The organism is Pontibacter kalidii (assembly GCF_026278245.1).
GTDB classification, from domain to species: domain Bacteria; phylum Bacteroidota; class Bacteroidia; order Cytophagales; family Hymenobacteraceae; genus Pontibacter; species Pontibacter kalidii.
Genome location: NZ_CP111079.1, coordinates 3,809,866 through 3,827,237 on the forward strand (window position 1 = coordinate 3,809,866; position 17,372 = coordinate 3,827,237).

General features: G+C 53.3%; 14 protein-coding genes. 5 read left to right on the forward strand and 9 right to left on the reverse strand.

Annotated elements, in window-relative coordinates:
* The first annotated feature begins 74 nt into the window (after positions 1-74).
* Complete coding sequence (locus OH144_RS15860) at positions 75-1,022, forward strand: EamA family transporter (RefSeq protein ID WP_266203249.1); 948 nt, start codon at positions 75-77, stop codon at positions 1,020-1,022.
* A 690-nt stretch (positions 1,023-1,712) separates the two neighbouring features.
* On the opposite strand, the gene OH144_RS15865 is transcribed toward OH144_RS15860, so the two are convergent.
* The 3 genes from OH144_RS15865 to OH144_RS15875 form a co-directional block, all read right to left on the reverse strand.
* Entirely contained in the window at positions 1,713-2,018 is a 306-nt protein-coding gene (locus tag OH144_RS15865; protein WP_266203250.1) for a hypothetical protein, read from the reverse strand.
* 86 nt (positions 2,019-2,104) lie between these two features.
* Positions 2,105-4,696 carry a DUF5686 and carboxypeptidase regulatory-like domain-containing protein gene (locus OH144_RS15870; RefSeq protein WP_266203251.1) on the reverse strand — a complete coding sequence of 864 codons (2,592 nt, stop codon included), beginning with the start codon at positions 4,694-4,696 and terminating at the stop codon, positions 2,105-2,107.
* 166 nt (positions 4,697-4,862) lie between these two features.
* The gene (locus tag OH144_RS15875) at positions 4,863-5,741 is read right to left on the reverse strand and encodes a DMT family transporter (protein WP_266203252.1); all 879 of its coding nucleotides are present in this window, start codon (positions 5,739-5,741) and stop codon (positions 4,863-4,865) included.
* Positions 5,742-5,946: 205 nt separating this feature from the next.
* On the opposite strand from OH144_RS15875, the gene OH144_RS15880 reads away from it, so the two are divergent.
* Entirely contained in the window at positions 5,947-6,432 is a 486-nt protein-coding gene (locus OH144_RS15880; RefSeq protein WP_266203253.1) for a regulatory protein RecX, read from the forward strand.
* Between the two features lie 122 nt (positions 6,433-6,554).
* Entirely contained in the window at positions 6,555-7,205 is a 651-nt protein-coding gene (locus OH144_RS15885; RefSeq protein WP_266203254.1) for a hypothetical protein, read from the forward strand.
* Between the two features lie 144 nt (positions 7,206-7,349).
* Here the strand turns inward: OH144_RS15885 and OH144_RS15890 are convergent, their stop codons facing one another.
* The 5 genes from OH144_RS15890 to carB all read right to left on the reverse strand — a co-directional run bounded on the left by OH144_RS15890 (position 7,350) and on the right by carB (position 15,534).
* Complete coding sequence (locus OH144_RS15890; protein ID WP_266203255.1) at positions 7,350-7,985, reverse strand: DUF4230 domain-containing protein; 636 nt, start codon at positions 7,983-7,985, stop codon at positions 7,350-7,352.
* Positions 7,986-8,034: 49 nt separating this feature from the next.
* Positions 8,035-8,940 (reverse strand): 1-aminocyclopropane-1-carboxylate deaminase/D-cysteine desulfhydrase, encoded by a 906-nt coding sequence (locus OH144_RS15895; RefSeq protein WP_266203256.1) that lies wholly within the window; start codon positions 8,938-8,940, stop codon positions 8,035-8,037.
* A 155-nt stretch (positions 8,941-9,095) separates the two neighbouring features.
* A complete protein-coding gene (locus tag OH144_RS15900; protein WP_266203257.1) occupies positions 9,096-11,552 on the reverse strand; it encodes a YfhO family protein in 2,457 nt (818 codons plus the stop codon).
* A gap of 41 nt (positions 11,553-11,593) precedes the next feature.
* Positions 11,594-11,875 carry a DUF4834 family protein gene (locus OH144_RS15905; RefSeq protein WP_266203258.1) on the reverse strand — a complete coding sequence of 94 codons (282 nt, stop codon included), beginning with the start codon at positions 11,873-11,875 and terminating at the stop codon, positions 11,594-11,596.
* 845 nt (positions 11,876-12,720) lie between these two features.
* Positions 12,721-15,534 carry a carbamoyl-phosphate synthase large subunit gene (gene carB, locus OH144_RS15910; RefSeq protein ID WP_266203259.1) on the reverse strand — a complete coding sequence of 938 codons (2,814 nt, stop codon included), beginning with the start codon at positions 15,532-15,534 and terminating at the stop codon, positions 12,721-12,723.
* 161 nt (positions 15,535-15,695) lie between these two features.
* Between carB and OH144_RS15915 the strand changes: the two genes are divergently transcribed.
* Both OH144_RS15915 and OH144_RS15920 read left to right on the forward strand, forming a co-directional pair.
* On the forward strand, positions 15,696-15,917 hold the full coding sequence (locus OH144_RS15915) for a hypothetical protein (protein WP_266203260.1): 222 nt from the start codon (positions 15,696-15,698) through the stop codon (positions 15,915-15,917).
* Between the two features lie 197 nt (positions 15,918-16,114).
* Positions 16,115-16,540 carry a hypothetical protein gene (locus OH144_RS15920; protein ID WP_266203261.1) on the forward strand — a complete coding sequence of 142 codons (426 nt, stop codon included), beginning with the start codon at positions 16,115-16,117 and terminating at the stop codon, positions 16,538-16,540.
* On the opposite strand, the gene OH144_RS15925 is transcribed toward OH144_RS15920, so the two are convergent.
* Positions 16,522-17,169 (reverse strand): DsbA family protein, encoded by a 648-nt coding sequence (locus OH144_RS15925; protein ID WP_266203262.1) that lies wholly within the window; start codon positions 17,167-17,169, stop codon positions 16,522-16,524. The two genes, OH144_RS15920 and OH144_RS15925, sit on opposite strands and share 19 nt — an antisense overlap.
* Between the last annotated feature and the right edge of the window lie 203 nt (positions 17,170-17,372).

Here is a 17,372-nt window from a genome sequence, read left to right on the forward strand (position 1 = left end):
AACCATCCAACAATCAGCAATCAACAACCAACAATTCTCTACCTTTGCTCGCTTTACCCTTTTTCCGGCTTTCCATGGAAACACTAAACAAAAAACCATATTATGCGGCGGGCCTAGCAGCGTTTATTATCTGGGGCTTTATCCCCTTTCCGCTTAAAGCGCTTGCTGAGTATCCCAGCGGGCAGATTTTATACTTCCGGGTAGCGCTGTCGGTGGGGTTGCTGCTGCTTGTCTCGCTGCTTTTCCGCCGTAAGCAACTGCTGGCAACGCTAACTCAAGTGAAGAGCTCCAACGCGCGCGAGAAGCGCCTGTTCATTCTTTATACTTTCCTGGGCGGGGTGCTGCTCACCACCAACTGGCTGTCCTTTATTTACGTGGTCAACCACATCGACATCCAAACTGGCTCCTTCTCCTATCTGCTGTGCCCTATACTTACGGCGGTGCTCGGCTTTTTATTGCTCAAGGAGGAGCTGCGCACCAACCAGTGGCTGGCTATCGGTCTGAGCGCGCTGAGTTGTGCCTTGATAGGCAGCGGCGAGATTACGAGCCTGCTGTTCAGTCTGCTCATAGCCTTGAGCTATGCCTTTTACCTGATCACGCAGCGTATCCTGAAGGCGTATGATAAGATCGTGCTCCTGAAGCTGCAGTTGGTGCTGGCCTTTGCTATCATCGGACCCTTTTATACTTTCTTTACCGGTGGCAATGCCCGGCTGGATACGCATTTTTTCGTGCAGGTGGGCTTGCTGAGTGCTGGCTTCACGGTGCTGCCGCTGTTCCTGAACCTCTATGCCCTCAAAGAGCTGACCTCCGGCACCATTGGCATCCTGATGTACATCAACCCGATCCTCAACTTCACGATGGCCTTTTTATACTTTGGCGAGCAAACCACGGGCACCAAAGTAGCGGCTTACGTGCTGATCTTTATCTCGGTGATCCTCTACAACATCAACCTGAAAGGCCGCAGGAAACGGGGCGATGGATTGGTGATACCGCCTGTGGGGACTACAGCGGTGGTGAAGTAATTCTGCCTCTGTTTTACTGGCGTAAGCGTCCGTGTGTCTTTGCTGCTGCTTCCCGCAACTGGAACCGAGCTATCCTTTCTAGCTTCCGTTCATCCACGGCTTTACAACCTTGATTGTTGCATTTCTGACTTTGGAGCTCTCCAGCCCGAGAGGGCTCGTCTTCGGGCATCGCGCTGGGAGCTTTTCCTGCCCTCGTGCCTCGCGATGCCTGCGGCACCGGAAAAACTCGCATAGGCGCTCAACCCAAAGACTGGGATCAGATTCGATAGTCACTGCTATTTGTCATCTCGACCTTTGGGAGGGATCTCTTTAGAATTCCCGATAGATCTCTCATTTCATTCGAGATGACAATTATGTATAGCGGCAAGTATAACTCCCTCCCCTGTTTTTAGGGGAGGGAGGGGGTGGGGTGAATTCCTCTCCTGGGAGGGGTTAGGGGTGGGTTTATACTTTGTAGGGACAGGTCGCGACCTGTCCGCGCAATACCAACAGAAACGGAGTTCATACTTTAACCACAGTAATGACAGACTCCCCTCCTTGGACAAGGAGGGGCAGGGGTGGTGGGAACGGTAACCGGAAGCTCCCTCTCCTGTTCTTATGAGAAGCTTGGGGTGAGGTAAAACACCCCTCAAAAACAAAAATCGCCTCACCAACAGTAGCTGGTGAGGCGATTTTTACACCTTTTGTCCTTTAGTTCGTGGTGGTGCCTCGCTGTTTCTGCTCATCCAAGCGCTGCAACTCACGGGCGGCTGAGTCTACGTTCGGCTCAGGGTTACCAAACTGGTCGGCCTGCTCCCCGGTTACGGCTGTATCGCCGATGGGCGCTGGGCGCGGCTCAGTTAAGTTTGCGGCTCCTTCATCCCCCCCTACCACCGCCTCTGCGGTTCCTGTGGTATCTTCTTCCTCTATTCTTTCAGCCCTATTGTCGCAGCCAAAGCCTACTACAGCAAAAAACGCCAGCGCCAACGCTGGTTTCAATATATCTGATGTCTTCATGATTCGTCGTTGATTAGTTATTTGGCTATTTTTAACGGCCTCCGCGCTATTTAGGTTATCCAGCATCATGTGCCTAACCTGCTGCCTCAGAACCCGAAGCCTACCATCACACCCGTTCTGGCCTTATTGCCCTCCTGAAACGAGGTCACGAAATCCACCCGGAATACTTTAAAGATATGCTCGATGCCCAGCCCCAGCTCCAGGTAGTGCCGCGAGGCCTGCGTGTTCAGGTAATTCAGGCTCACCACCTCCTGCCACTTCAGCTTTCGGAACAGCGGTATTTTGTTGAACAAAAATCCGTTGAAATGATGCTCGTAATGCGCCTCCAGGTAGCGGTTGTTGGTGCTGTAGCGGTAGTAGTCCAGCAGTTGGAAGCCTTCATAGGTGCCTGCGATGAGGGTGCGGTTGCCGTTGAAGTGCTTGTAGTCCAGCAGGCGCATGTCCTCTTTTCCCCAGAACACGGCCCCCAGCACGCTGTACTTGCTGCGGCCCAGCAAGCCAAAACTTACCTCATCGGCAATGCTTAATCCTGCCGTGTTATACTTCACATCACCTCCCAAAGCTTTTAGGCCGCCGCGGTAACTCAGGGTAAAGGTTGGGTACTTCGACCCCAGGTTGATCTTATTGTCGGGGCGGGAGATGTAGCGCATGCCTGGCTTTATACTTAACGCGGCAGTAACCGTCAGGGCCTGGTGCGGCGAGAAAGACGCATCTGGCAGCTCCGCATTATCCGGCACGTTGGAGGTAAAGCGGCCCGGCTCGTCAGTGCCACGGTCCCGGAAGGTAAAATCAGCTGTGTTCTCCAGCGGCATGCGGTGCGCGTAATTCAGGGTGGTGCTCAGGCTCAGCCCGTTCCAAAGTTCGCTGCGGTAGCTGATCTGCCCGAAATCGCGCTGGTAGAGCTTTAGGTAGTTGCGCTCGGCCAGCAAGGTATAGAGCGTGTTCACGAAAGGTGAGATAGGGTCCAGGTTGTTGATTTGGGCCACATAGCGCCCGCCTTCCAGGCTGATGGTGCTGTTTTTGATCGGGTCGTACTGGTAGCTCAGGCGCAGTTTGGCGTTCAGCTTCTCGTTGCTGAAACCATAGCGCACCGCCGGCTCTACCTGGTAATTGCGACGGTCCTCAAAATTCCTGCGGTAGTTTACACGCACATCAGCCGCCACGCCCTCCACCGTATTATACTGCAGAATGCTTGGCCCACCCGTTAGGCTCAGCAGCGGGTCGAAGCGGTAAAACTTGCGCTCGTAGCTGTTGGAGTACGTATAGCCGCCCAGCAAAAAGCTGCCAAAGGATGGCTTGTTGCGCACCGCATCCAGCGAGTCCTGGTAAGGCCGGGAGTTACGGATCACCTCCATACTGTCCTTTTTATGGTAATCCACTACCTCCTCCTGCGTAAGCGGCACCGGCCGTACGGAAGCCCAGTAGGCCGAGTCGCGCTTGTTGGCGTCTTTCTCCACCAGCAGCACCTCTTTGCTAAACAACTCATCGCTTACCACCGGTTGCGCCGGCGGAGCTGCTTCTTCTGGTTCTATTACTTTATACATTGGCTTTTTGGCTGGTTTGGCTGCGGCTACCGCTGCTTCCGGCGTCGGCTCTGGCTCCACCTCCTCTACGCGTGGCGGACGGGCATAAGCGGGCTGCACTTTATAGTTGGAGTAAACGCCCATGGCATAGCCGCCGCCCTTAAAACCAAGTCCGGCGGCCTCAAAGGTAAAGCGTTGCGACACCGGCATCCATACTTCCTCAGCCACCGGCGCGTACACCTGCCGCACCCGTATCCAATCCACGAACTCAATACCGGCATCCTTGGTGAGCCTTAAATCGGTGCTGTGGATGCGCCAGCTGCCGTCCACGATGTAAATGTTGCCCGCGAACACGGGGTCGTGCTTGCGGCGGGGGATAACTTTGATCTTGTTAATGGTGCGGCCGTTCTCCTGGAAGGTGCCCAGGTACTCGAAGCGGTAGAACATGAAGGCGTTGTTGGCCAGCGGCGACACAAAGCCGCGCTCGCTCAGCCCCTCCACCTTCAGCAGCGGGTCGTAAAAGCTGATGCTCATTTCCGAGGCTTGGTTAAAGCTGAAGCCTTTCTTTTGGCCGCTCACCTTGCTCGAAATCATCCGCTCCGAAATTTTATTGGGCTTTTTGAAGGCCAACTCCGACACCGACTCCGACAGGTACACGATGCCCGTATCCACATCCACGATCTTCACACCAAGTATTTTGGAGGGCACCTTATCCATGCGGGCCACGCCTTTCATGTATACGCGGGCGCTCCAGGCATTCACCTCGTCGCGGTGGTACTTGCGCAGCCGGATGGCGTTGCGCATAATGGCGTAGGCAGGGTCTTCGTCGGAGGCTTTTACCACTACCTCTTTCAGGTTGAGCACCTCAGGCTGCAGCTGCACGTTTAACTCCTGCGCTGCTTCGCCAACCGTTACGGTTTGGGTATGGGCACGGTAGCCCACATACTTAAACTCCAGGGTATAGGTGCCGGGGCTGAGCTGCAGTTGGTACAGGCCCTGGTCGTTGGTGGCGGTGCCGCTGGCGGTCTCTTTGATGTAGATGCTGGCAAACGGCAGGCCCTTGTTGTGCTCATCGGTTACGCGGCCGCGCAGTACACCCGCCATACTTAGGGCAGGCAATAAAAGCAGCAGCAATAGCAGGAAAGTGTGGCGCATGTGCTAAAGGGTTAGTAGCAAACATATCAGCTAAAAAGATACGTAGGAACGTCCTAATCTAACGCCAAAATCTATACTTTTTATACTTTAACCCAAGCCACAATTTATGAAAGATATGAAGGAGCAAACCCACAGCTCAAGTATGGTACATGACGAGGGTTTCTATTTACTTAGAGCCAGGTTCAGCGGCCAGGGTTGCTTTTTTGCTGAGCCTGTTTTTGTACTGTACGTTCAGGATCACCCCAAGCAGCACCAGCGCCATGCCTACGTAGGTCCAGCCGTTGAGCAGCTCCCCAAAGAAAAAGAAGCCGAACAGCAGCGCGTAAATAATGCCGATGTAAGTCAGGTTGGCCACTTTGGAGATTTCCTCGTGCTGGTAGGAGAGCGTCATGTAGTACTGCCCCAGCTGCGTGAACAGGCCCACCAGCAGGAGTATAACCCAATCCCAACCCTCGGGCTGCACCCAATTAAAGATAGTATAAATGCCCACCACCGGCAGCGTTACCAGCGGGAAGTAGAAGATAATGACCAAGGGGTGCTCCTGCACGTTCAGCCTGCGCACAATGCTGTAGGCCACGCCCGTAAACAGGGCGCTCACCACACCCAGCCACAAGTATAAACTGTCCACGTTCGTCTCCACGCCCTCTATCACCAGTATGCCTGCAAACGACACCAGGAAAAAGAACCACTGCCACAGCCGCACCCGCTCCTTCACGATAAAGATGCCCAGTATGGCCGTAAAAATGGGCGACAGGTACTGTAGCGTGGCCGCCGTAGCCAGCGGAATATTCTGCAGCACGTTGAAGAACAGGATCAGGGCCACCGCCCCGAAGGCCCCACGCGCGAACAGCCATTTGCGATTGTTGCCCCACACGCTCACCCCAGCCCTGCGCAGAAACACCAGACTGATCGCCAGCGACACCAACGACCGGAATACAATGATTTCCTCCGCCGGAATATGCGGCACCCACTTCACGCACACCTGCATCAACGCGAAAAAGAACGTCGACAGCAGCATGTATATCACTCCTTTTGATAACTTCATAATGTACTTTCCTGCCGCAAAGGTAAGTATAATTGCTAGTTGTTAATTGTTGCTTGTCTGAATCAGGACTTGCAGGATTAAAGGATGCGCAGGATTAAAATTCATTAATCCTAAACTTTCTAACTTCCAAACTTTTTAACTCCCAGACTCCCAAACCCTCTAACTCCTAAACTTGTTTTATCTTTGTAAAAGCTGATTTATACTTTTGGAACGCGACAAGAAGCAGAAAACCTACACCCCCAAGGAGGCGCTGATTAAAGCGGCCTCCTACTGCGCCTACCAGGACCGCACGCAGCAGGAGGTGCGCGACAAGCTGTTCTCCTACGGCCTGGAGCCCGACGATGTGGAGGAACTGATCATACGCCTGAGCCAGGAGAAACTGATTGATGAGGAGCGCTACGCCCAGAGCTACGTGCGCGGCAAGTATGGCCTGAAGAAGTGGGGCCGCCGCAAGATCATGCAGGGCCTCAAAAGCAAAGGCATCTCCGACTACTGCATCAAGCAGGGCCTGAAAGAGATTGACCCCGACCTATACGAGCAGCACCTGCTGCAGCTGCTGGAAAAGAAAAACGCCACCGAGAAAGAGAAAAACCCCTTCGCCCGCCGCCAAAAGCTAACGTACTTCCTCATGAGCAAAGGCTATGAGAACGACCTGATCCAGGATGCGCTGAAGGGGCTGGAGGAGAGTTAAAGTTTAGTATATTGAGTGAGCGTTGTGCTCTAAGATTTAAAAGTACTCTAGACATAGTGGTGATAAGCGTGTGTTTACGCTTACCTAGCGTGAGAGCCTTGCATTAAAACTTAAACTTATTCATGCTTAATTACTATGCTGCAAGAACAGCAACACTCCTTCTTCTTTTAGCTTCATTTTCATGTGGTTCTAAGGACTATGTGCCGAAGAACGTAACGCAGTACAACTTTCTGGAAATCAAAAAAAGCTATCCAGACACTTTGGTAAGTCATTTCCCAAAAGACTTATTCCTAATGTCGGGATATGTTTACGAATCTGGTGAGGATGCAGGTAATGTAAGATTGCAACTAAACCTAGAGTTAGACAGCGAAGCAATTAACACTTTGAGTGAAGCTTTAAACGGATCATCAATAGCGAAATATCAGGCAGATGATTCTTGTCTTTTAATTGTAAATAGATTTTTAAGGCTCACTGAATGGGGGTTTAAAAATACATTCCAATCAGCGAAGAGTAGACCAATTAATTGCTCAGGCTATTACCTGCCAGTACCTAATTTTTGGCAGAACATTAATGCTAAAAATGGACAAATGAGCAATAGGCTTCCTAAAGACTATACTATTTATGTTTTAGAAGCCAATGCATCACGAGTAACAGATTCGGCCGATAGGAATGTTGGTGAATATTTGCCTGAAGAATGGAAAGAAGGTTACTCAAAAGGTGTGGCTATAAATAGAAGTGATGGCTCAGCAATTTATTGGTTCATAGCCTGGTAAGCTAGTTAGGCTGATAGCTTAGCAATAGTTTGTTAGCTGAGGTAGCGCCATAATCTCTATTTTCTTATCTAACATTTGGCTCGGGCCTTTCCTATATCAGCCACTGTTCATATAGATGGTCTAAATGAACATTAACTAAACCCCCTACCGCTTCGGCCCCAGTTCCGGGTTCTGGATTCTGCGTTGGGGTACCAGCACCACGCGGCGGCCGGTTATCTCTTCCAGCATTGGCTTCAGGATTTTCTCAGCGTTTACCTTCGTTTGGTTAAGTATACCGGAGTTCAGGGCCGCTTTTTTTACGTTGGCCTCGGCATACTTGTAGCTTTCCTGCACCAGGTCGGCATCCTGGAAGTAGGTGTTCTCCTTGCTGAAAACTTTGGTTTGGCTATGGTCGATCTTGTAGTAGCACACCTCCGGCTCCGGCAGCGCCACCTGCACCAGCGAGTCACCCTGAAACTGGATGTCGGCCTCGGTAATTTTGGTGAAATCCACGCAGCCCACCGCCTCGCCGGTTACGATCAGCGCCACCTTAGAATTGGGTATCCACCGCGATACTTCCTTTTCGTACTCCACCACATCCTTAAAATTATAGCGCACCAGCTCCATGCGCCCAAGATCCTCCACCGAGGTAAGCACGGTGTTAAAATTCACCACCACCTCCGGTTCCGCCTTTGCTTCCGGCTTGCTGAAGTAATCACTAACGGTGCGCCACAGGAAAATGCCGAGCGAGAGAAGTATAACCCAGGGTAAAATTTTGATAAGAAAACGAAGTAAGAGCATTGGGTGCCAGTATGATTTCAGGTACAGATACGGCGTTGCAAATATTATGCTACAAAATCTGTACCCCCAGCCGTTCCCTGAAACCGGCGTTGCCCTGCAAACCACCTGTGTGCACCGCCACCACGCGGCTGCCCCTGGCAAAGTAGCCTTGCCGTATCAGATCAAACAGGCCATACATCATTTTGCCGGTATAGATAGGCTCCAGCGGGATGTGGTGCTGCTTTTTGAAGTCCTCCATAAATGCCAGCAGTTCCGGCTTTACCTTGGCGTAGCCCCCGAAGTGGTAACCCGTGAGGAGGTGCCAGTTGCTGTACGTACGGCCGCTGTAAGCCTGCACCAGTTCCTCCACCTCCTGCTGCAAAAACTCCCCGCCTTTTAGGGCCGGGAACCCTAGTACCTCCTGCGCCCCTGCCAGGCCAGCCACGATGCCCGCCAGCGTGCCACCGGTGCCCATGGCGCAGCAGATGTAGTCATACTTCAGGTCGATGTCCTGCACGATCTCGGTACAGCCTTTCACGGCCAGCAGGTTGGTACCGCCCTCTGGTAGCATGTACACGTTGCCAAATTGCTGCTGAAGCTCTTCCAGAAAATGCGACTCTGCTTTTAGTTTATACTTTTCGCGGCTGATGTAGTGCAGCTGCATGCCGCAGGAGGTGGCAAAGCGAAGGGTGGGATTGAGCGGCAAATGCTCCTCTCCCCGGATAATGCCGATGGTTTTGAAGCCGTATTCCTTGCCCGCTGCTGCTGTGGCCGCAATGTGGTTGGAGTAGGCCCCGCCGAAAGTAAGCAGCGTAAGTTGCCCCTGCTGCTGGGCCTCCTGCAGGTTATACTTGAGCTTGCGCCACTTATTACCCGATATGTGCGGGTGCAGCAAATCCTCACGTTTCACCCATAGCTCCACGCCCTGCTCCTGCAGCAGCTCGTCCTCCAGTTTCTGTAGCGGTGCCTCTTCCATACTTACAATATTGGTAAAAAAGAAGCCCCGGCAAAAGCCAGGGCTGTACTTTATACTTGGTAGAATGTCTGAATCAGGATTTGCAGGATGAAAGGATATACAGGATTAAGATTCACTTACTCTTAAACTCTCTAACTCCTAAACTCTCTAACTTCCTACACTTTCTCCACAATTGGTTCCTCTACCGGTTTTGTTTTCACGGCGTAGAAAATGGCGCCCGCCACTACCAATAGCAGCAGGATGGAAGAAATCAGGGAGATCGTGTTACCAGTGAAGTATGAATCCGGCTCGAACTTAAATTCGATGGTGTGCTTGCCGGCCGGCACCTCCATGGCGCGCAGCACGTAGTTGGCGCGGATATGCTCTACCGGCTCCCCGTCCAGGTACGCCTGCCAGCCCTCCGGGTAGTAGATCTCAGAGAACACCACCAAGCCCTCTTTGGCTGCCGTATACTCATACTTGAGGTAATTCGGCTCATACTCCGTCAGCTTAATGTTGGCGCTGTCGGCGCTGAAGTAGCGGCGCTCTACCGGGAATTTGCTCACATCGATCACGGCGGTGGCACCGGCATCAAACATCGTCAAGGCATCCAGTTCGGCATCCGGCGACTCAACCGGTTGCACCTCCTCCACAAACCAGGCGTTGCCCAAGGCGTCCGGCACGCGCTGCACCGGCTGCTTCGGATCACCGGTGATCGCGTAGCGGGTGTTGAGCATGCGCAGCACCTCCAGGTTATTTCGCGAAATGTGGCGGTCGATCAGGTCCTGGTAACGGCGCAGCTTGGCTCCGTGGTACCCACCTACCGACTTATGGAAGTAAGACGTGCGGGCATCGTTAAACGGATTCGGCAGATTAATCACGCGGTAGCTCAGGCCTCTCGCCGTATCCTCCTTGTCCTGCAGGATCATCTGGTCGGCCGGGGTTGGGCTGAAATAGTTCTCTACCACCCGGCGCTCAAAGTCCCCGTTGTTCAGGTAACGCTGGTCCACCGACCACAGATCCACCAGCACCAGTATACCTACACCAGCTACCGCCACCGTGGCAGACACCTTGTTCTTCACATAGAAGTATAGCAGACCGGCAGCCAGCACTATAAATACCAGCGAGCGGAAGGCGTCGGAGCGCATCATGCTCTCACGGTCGGCGCGGATGGCGTCAATCGGGAACTGCGCCTGAATCAAATGCTGGTCGGCTCCGGATATAAAGCTCGCGGTGCCAGCAAACAGCCACACCAGCAAGCAGATACCGGCGGTGATACCCCCGGATATCAGCAGTTTCTTATCCAGATCTTTGATCTGGCTTCTTTCGTTGATCAGCTTCCAAAGGGCAAGTATAGCCAGGAACGGAATCGTGATCTGGGCAATAACCAAGGCTGATGACACCGCCCTAAACTTGTTGTAGAGCGGGAAGTAATCGAACATGAAGTAGTTGAAAGCCTCGAAGTTCTTACCCCATGCCAGCAGCAGGGAAAGGATGGTGCCGGCTACGAGCCAGCTCGTCCAGCGGCGGTCCACGATGAACAGCCCCAGCACGAATAGGAACACGACGATGGCGCCCACGTAAACCGGACCGCTCGTCATGGGCTGCGGCCCCCAATACATCGGCAGGCCCTGCTTTACCAGCTGCTCCGCCTGTGCCGGGGCGGCTCCCATTTTCGTAAAGGCGTTATAGGTTTCGGAATCGGTATCGAGTGGGGCGCTACTGCTGCCGCCGTAGAAGTCCGGGATCAGCAGCGTCATGGTTTCACTTACGCCGTAGCTCCAGTTAAAGGCATACTCGCGGTCCAGGCCGGTGCCTACGTTGTCGCCGCTGTTAGGCTGCGTCAGCTCCGATTTGCCCCGGATGCTGTACTCGCTATACTCGGCCGTAGTATACAACCTGCCGAAGTTAACGCCTACGGCAAGTATGACCGCCACCAGCAGCACCAACCCACGCTTCAGCAGCTCCGCGAAGGTTCCGTGCTTTACGGCGTAGATGATCTCCACCACGCCAAACACCAGCACCAGCAGCAGCATGTAGTAGGTCATCTGCAGGTGGTTGAAATGCAGGTTCATCGTCAGGCCAACGGCAAACAGCGCGGCTCCGATCCACAGGTTCCGGCGCAGCGCGTAAATTAGGCCGGCGAGCACCATCGGGATGTAAGCAATGGTAAGCGACTTGGTATTGTGGCCCGCCTCCAGGATAATGAGGTTGTAGGACGTGAAGGAGAAAGCCACCGCCCCTATAATGGCCAGCCAGGTGCTCATGCCCATGGCCACCAACAGGATGTAGGCGCAAAGCAACGTGATAAAGATATTACCTGCCAGGGCCGGCAGGTCGAATGTCAGGATCTTGTGGATGTAGCCCGACCAATCGCCGGGAAACTTTGTTTGGATGAGGTAAGCCGGCATGCCGCCGAACATGGAGTTGGTCCAGAGGGCTTCCTCGCCGGTGCGCTCGCGGTAATCCTGAATCTCTTTGGCGCCGCCCTTAAACTGCAGGATATCGTGCTGGGCAAGGCCTTTGTCCTGAAAAAGGACGGGCGAGAAGTATACCGCCGTCAGGATGAGGAAAATAAGTACGGCGATGGCATGTGGCAGCACATCGCGCTTAAAGTTGAAGGAAGTTGTCATGTCTTTCAAAAACCCAAAATAGAGTTTGAAAGATAGGAGTTTTATTTCACTTCTTCATAATCCACGTACTCGCCGCCCTTGAAAGACTTGCGCTCCGGCTGCTCCGGGATGTAGTCGATCTTAACATCGCCTTTGGCGCGGCCATTGCCGTTCTGGCTTTGCTGCTGCGCCTGGCGCTGCTGCTGGTGCATGTTAGAGTAAAAGAAGGCCCCGTTGCGCATTTTCTTCCGGATAAACATCCCCAGCAGCCACCTGAACAGCGTTGGCGCCACCAGACGGATGAAGAAAATAATGAGCAGGGTAACGAATATAAACTTGATCATCGCGTTGAAATCTCTTTGTATATGTGTGTAAAGCACACTGCAAAAACAGTACCGATACTATGTTACAACTCCTTTGCCAGCTTTTTGTTATCTGACGTTTTGGCGGTGTACGGCAAAGATAAGGAGTAAAGTTCTGAAATGCAGGTTTGGAGGGGTTGGTTCCAGGCCTGGGAGGGTGAGTTATACTTTTGTTAGCAGGTTTATACGTTGGCTATACTTTATACCTGGTGATTTATACTTCATAGCTGCAGCTTTCCGACACTTCTCTGGCGCCAGCGTCGGCTTGTGCCTCTCTTAGCCCCTGCTTCCCGTAACCTGAGCCAAGCTATACTTGTTAGCTGCTGTTCATCCACAGCCTTACAACCTTGATTGTTTCACTTCATACTTTGGTGCTCTCAAGCCCGAGAGGGCTCGTTCTCGGGCATCGCGCTGTTTTCCCTTCCTTTGCTGTCGCAATGCCCTCACGGGCACCGGAAATCTAGAAGGCGCTCAACCCAAGGACTGGGTATCATTTCGATAGCTGCTGCCATTGCTATGGAACAAGTATAAGTCCCCCTTTGAAGGGGGCAGGGGGATGTTAATCAACTGCGGAGAATTCCCCTCCCCGGAGGGGCTAGGGGTGGGTTTATACTTGTAGAGACAGGTCGCGACCTGTCCGCGCGATACCAGCTGCCATGAAACTTATACTTTAGCCACAGTAACTACAGGCTCCCCTCCTTTGATAAGGAGGGGTAGGGGTGGTTGGATACGGTGTAGCATCACCCCTTGCTCAAGTATAACCAAGGCATCTAAAACAGTAAGCCCTCCCTGTTTCCAGGGGAGGGCTTACGTTCAATTTATATTTCTTACTTACTCAGGTACAGGTTCCTTTCGGAGTATACTTTCGTGAAGTAATCGTCGTGCAGGTCATCAATAAAGTAGATGGCCTCTCCAGTGGACTTCATCTCCGGGCCAAGCTCCTTGTTCACTTCCGGGAACTTGTTGTAAGAGAACACCGGCACCTTGATCGCATAGCCGTTCTTGTACGGGTTAAAGTTAAAGTCCTTCACCTTCGCCTCGCCCAGCATAATCTTGGTAGCGTAGTTGATGTACGGCTCACGGTAGGCCTTAGCAATGAACGGGAACGTACGCGAAGCACGCGGGTTGGCCTCGATGATGTAGACAATCTCGTTCTTGATCGCGAACTGGATGTTGATCACACCCACTGTCTGCAGGGCCACCGCAATTTTTTTCGTGTACTCCTCAATCTGATTGAGTACGTTCTCGCTCAGATCAAACGGAGGCAGCACTGCATACGAATCGCCGGAGTGGATACCAGCCGGCTCGATGTGCTCCATGATACCACAAATGTACACATCCTCGCCGTCGCAGATCGCATCGGCCTCGGCCTCAATGGCGTTGTCCAGGAAGTGGTCGAGCAGCACTTTGTTGCCCGGGTGGTCCTTCAGCAGGTCGATCACGTGCGCTTCCAGCTCCTTCTCGTTGATCACGATCTTCATATTCTGGCCACCCAGTACGTAGCTTGGGCGCACCAGCAGCGGGAACTTCAGCTCCTTGCTCAGCTCCAGTGCCTCCTCGGCCGTCTCTATCACGGCAAACGGTGGATACGGAATGCTCAGGTCGCGCAACAGAGAAGAGAACGAGCCTCTGTCTTCAGCCAGGTCCAGTGCCTGGTAGCTCGTGCCCATTACCTTGATGCCGTAGCGGTCCAGCTTCTCGGCCAGCTTCAGGGCTGTCTGCCCACCCAGCTGCACGATCACGCCTTCCGGTTTCTCATGAAGTATGATCTCGTAGATGTGCTCCCAGAACACCGGCTCAAAGTATAACTTATCGGCAATATCGAAGTCTGTACTTACCGTTTCGGGGTTACAGTTGATCATGATGGTCTCGTAGCCACACTCCTTGGCAGCCAGTACGCCATGCACGCAGCTGTAGTCGAACTCAATGCCCTGCCCGATACGGTTCGGACCTGAGCCCAGCACGACAACCTTCTTTCTATCAGAGACGATGCTTTCGTTCTCGCCCTCGTAGGTGCTGTAGAAGTATGGCGTTTTGGCTTCGAACTCGGCCGCGCAGGTATCCACCATTTTGTACACGCGGTTAATGCCCAATTCTCTGCGCACGTTAAACACTTCGCTTTCCTTGCAGCGCAGCAGGTGGGCAATCTGGCGGTCGGCGTAGCCTTTTACCTTGGCCTCACGCAGCAGCTCTGCCGGCAAGGTGCTCAGGCTATACTTCTCGATCTCCTTCTCCATCATATCCAGTTCCTCGATCTGCGCCAGGAACCAGGGGTCGATCTTGGTCAGCTTCTGAATGGTGCTGGTTGGGATGCCGATGCGCATGGCATCCTTGATGTTGAACAGGCGGTTCCAGCTTGGGTTGGCCAGGCCGTGGATCAGTTTGTCGTAGTCGGTTATCTCCTTGCCGTCGGCGCCTATGCCGTTGCGTTTGATCTCAAGGCTCTGGCAGGCTTTCTGCAAGGCTTCCTGGAACGTACGGCCAATACCCATTACTTCACCCACCGACTTCATCTGCAGGCCCAGCGTGCGGTTCACGCCTGGGAACTTGTCGAAGTTCCAGCGCGGGATCTTCACGATCACGTAATCCAGGGCAGGCTCAAAGTAGGCCGATGTTGTTTTGGTGATGGCGTTCTTCAGCTCGTCCAGGTTATAGCCGATGGCCAGCTTGGCGGCAATCTTCGCGATCGGGTACCCGGTGGCTTTAGAGGCCAGTGCCGACGAGCGGGAAACACGCGGGTTGATTTCAATGGCGATGATGGTGTCGTCGTCCGGGTTAACGGAGAACTGCACGTTACAGCCGCCGGCAAACTGCCCGATGCCGTTCATCATTTTGATGGCCAGGTCGCGCATCTGCTGATATACCGTGTCGGGCAGCGTCATGGCCGGCGCCACGGTAATAGAGTCACCGGTATGCACGCCCATCGGGTCGAAGTTCTCGATAGAGCAGATGATGATCACGTTGCCCAGGTTATCGCGCAGCAGCTCCAGCTCATACTCTTTCCAGCCCATGATGCTTTGCTCGATGAGCACCTCGTGGGTTGGAGAGGCGTGCAGGCCGCGGGTAAGGGCCGCATCGAATTCATCGGGGGTATTAACAAAACCGCCCCCCGAACCACCAAGGGTAAACGAAGGGCGAATCACCAACGGAAAACCGATTTCCTGGGCTATCTCTTTTCCTTCCAGGAACGAGGTAGCCGTTTCTCCCTTACAAACGTTCACCCCGAGCTCGAGCATCTTCAGACGGAACTCCTCGCGGTCCTCGGTCGTCTCGATGGCCTTGATGTCTACACCAATAATACGCACGCCATACTTCTGCCAGATTCCGGCCTTGTCGCACTCGATGGCCAGGTTCAGGGCTGTTTGGCCGCCCATGGTGGGCAGCACGGCATCAATCTTATGTTTTTCTAGGATCTCAATGATGTACTTCTTCTCCAATGGCTTCAGGTACACATTATCCGCCGTAACCGGGTCTGTCATGATGGTAGCCGGGTTGGAGTTGATAAGTGTGACCTCTATACCCTCTTCTCTTAAAGAGCGGGCGGCCTGGGAGCCAGAGTAATCGAATTCGCAAGCCTGGCCGATAACGATTGGTCCAGAGCCTATGATGAGAACGGATTTAATGGAGGTGTCTTTAGGCATTGGCTGGTATGTATAAATTGCCCAAAGTTAAGGCAAAATGTTGGGGCTCGCAACGTAAAAGTGCCCGGGCGCGGATTATTTTGCAGAATTTCCCCTCGTTAAGCAAAAACAATGCGGCTGATTTGGCAGTACCTATAAGTATAAAATTAAAGTCAAACATCATGGAAACGCCCAAGGAAGACGATATCATTACGAATGCCGACGAGAGCAAGCGCCTGCCCGACGAGAACCCGGAACCGCTGGAAGGGGTGAAAAAAGAGGAAACCGGCATACTCGACAACGAGCCGGAGGGCAAGGAAGAAGGCGGCAACGTGGCCGCCAAAGACGAGGCGGACACCCGTAAACTGGACGGCAGCAACGCCAACAACCTGCGCACCAAGTAAGGCGGCAAACTATAACTGGCAGGTTTGCGGGCCGCACTTTCACTGCCGCCCGCAAACCTGCCAGCCGCGCCTGAGCAAACGGTATAACGTGTACGTATTTATATCATTTTTTTCAGTTATACTGCGGTTTTCCCTTTGGATTTCAGTAGATAATTCCCTAACATTAAGAAATGTAAACGGACCTTAAACAGCGGCCTATGGTTCTAGCCTCTACCCCTTTTCACCACATCGAGTACTATGCAGTCCACAACGTGATCGTAAGCCAGTGGTATGGGGCCTGTACGAGCCAGGAGTACCGGGATACGCTCCTCCACTTCCTGCACCTGATGGAAGAGATGAAAGTACCTTACGCTATTGCAGACCGCCGCCTGCTGCCCCCCATCTCCCTGGAAGACTCCCGCTGGACCCTGCAGGAATTCCTGAAAGGTTTTCGCAAGCTCCCGCTAAAACGCTTCGCCTTTATCAACTCCTTTGACCCTGCTGCCGAAAAGCAGCTCCAGTATTTCATGAATACCAGTAAGGTAAAGCCTTTTCCCTTTGAGGTAGCCGTGTTTGAGGACCTGACCTCCGCCTATGAGTGGCTTATAAAAGCGTCCGAAGACAATCACTTTCCGGCCGCCTGAGCCTCCTGCCGCACCTGCAGCAGCGTGGCGCTCAGCTGCTCGTAAGGCTGAAAGCCGCGCGCAACCAGGTATAGCTTCCCGCCTGCCTGGCAGACTATCGCCGGGAAACCGTTTATCCCCCAGTTCTCCACCAGTTCAAACTCCTCCCGCGCCTTTGCCAGGTACTTCTCATCGGTAAACTTCTGCTTGAAATCCGCCTCGTCTGCCCCGAAGGCGCGCACCACCGGCAGGTAGGTCTCCACCTGGTTCAGGTCCAGGCCTTCCACAAAGTGCTGCTGCTGTATGGCTGCCGCCAGGGGTACCTGCCGCTCCGGGAACTGCTCTTTAAGTATAGCCATGGCTACAGCCGGCGGCTCGGAGTTGCTCATGTACGTGCCCTTGTCCAGGATCTCGCGGTGGTAGGTCTCTGTAAGCTTTACACCGGTCATTTCCTCCAGGCGAGGGGCCGCCTGCTTGATATAGGCGGCCATGCCGCTGATGGGGCGCACGTTGTTGCCGCGTATCATGCCACCGCTCAGCACCTCGAACGTATACTCCTGCTCCTCAAAGAGGCGCGTGATAACGGGACTCATGCCATAACACCAGCCGCACAGGGCATCCTGCACATAGTATATCTTTGGTTTCTCCATTTGATGATCTTCTTATGTATGCTACTGCTTAACCAGCCGGGCGCGCAAAGGTTTGGCAAAAGGAGCCCTAGCGGCAAGGTAGCAGTCCTAATTTATACTTCAGCCGGATTTATACCTGCGCTCTGCTTGCCTGCCCCTGTGGAGAGGCACCAAGATAAGGTCTGGGCCTCAAAAGCGCATCTAAATACCTGTTACCCAGACGC

What these genes read in the sequence shown, in the direction of transcription:
- OH144_RS15870 (WP_266203251.1), bottom strand. Translation starts at nt 4,696, where the DNA reads ATGCGCCACACTTTCCTGCTATTGCTGCTGCTTTTATTGCCTGCCCTA.
- OH144_RS15925 (WP_266203262.1), bottom strand. Translation starts at nt 17,169, where the DNA reads ATGGAGAAACCAAAGATATACTATGTGCAGGATGCCCTGTGCGGCTGG.
- OH144_RS15860 (WP_266203249.1), top strand. Translation starts at nt 75, where the DNA reads ATGGAAACACTAAACAAAAAACCATATTATGCGGCGGGCCTAGCAGCG.
- OH144_RS15865 (WP_266203250.1), bottom strand. Translation starts at nt 2,018, where the DNA reads ATGAAGACATCAGATATATTGAAACCAGCGTTGGCGCTGGCGTTTTTT.
- OH144_RS15895 (WP_266203256.1), bottom strand. Translation starts at nt 8,940, where the DNA reads ATGGAAGAGGCACCGCTACAGAAACTGGAGGACGAGCTGCTGCAGGAG.
- OH144_RS15915 (WP_266203260.1), top strand. Translation starts at nt 15,696, where the DNA reads ATGGAAACGCCCAAGGAAGACGATATCATTACGAATGCCGACGAGAGC.
- OH144_RS15905 (WP_266203258.1), bottom strand. Translation starts at nt 11,875, where the DNA reads ATGATCAAGTTTATATTCGTTACCCTGCTCATTATTTTCTTCATCCGT.
- carB (WP_266203259.1), bottom strand. Translation starts at nt 15,534, where the DNA reads ATGCCTAAAGACACCTCCATTAAATCCGTTCTCATCATAGGCTCTGGA.
- OH144_RS15885 (WP_266203254.1), top strand. Translation starts at nt 6,555, where the DNA reads ATGCTTAATTACTATGCTGCAAGAACAGCAACACTCCTTCTTCTTTTA.
- OH144_RS15890 (WP_266203255.1), bottom strand. Translation starts at nt 7,985, where the DNA reads ATGCTCTTACTTCGTTTTCTTATCAAAATTTTACCCTGGGTTATACTT.
- OH144_RS15875 (WP_266203252.1), bottom strand. Translation starts at nt 5,741, where the DNA reads ATGAAGTTATCAAAAGGAGTGATATACATGCTGCTGTCGACGTTCTTT.
- OH144_RS15920 (WP_266203261.1), top strand. Translation starts at nt 16,115, where the DNA reads ATGGTTCTAGCCTCTACCCCTTTTCACCACATCGAGTACTATGCAGTC.
- OH144_RS15900 (WP_266203257.1), bottom strand. Translation starts at nt 11,552, where the DNA reads ATGACAACTTCCTTCAACTTTAAGCGCGATGTGCTGCCACATGCCATC.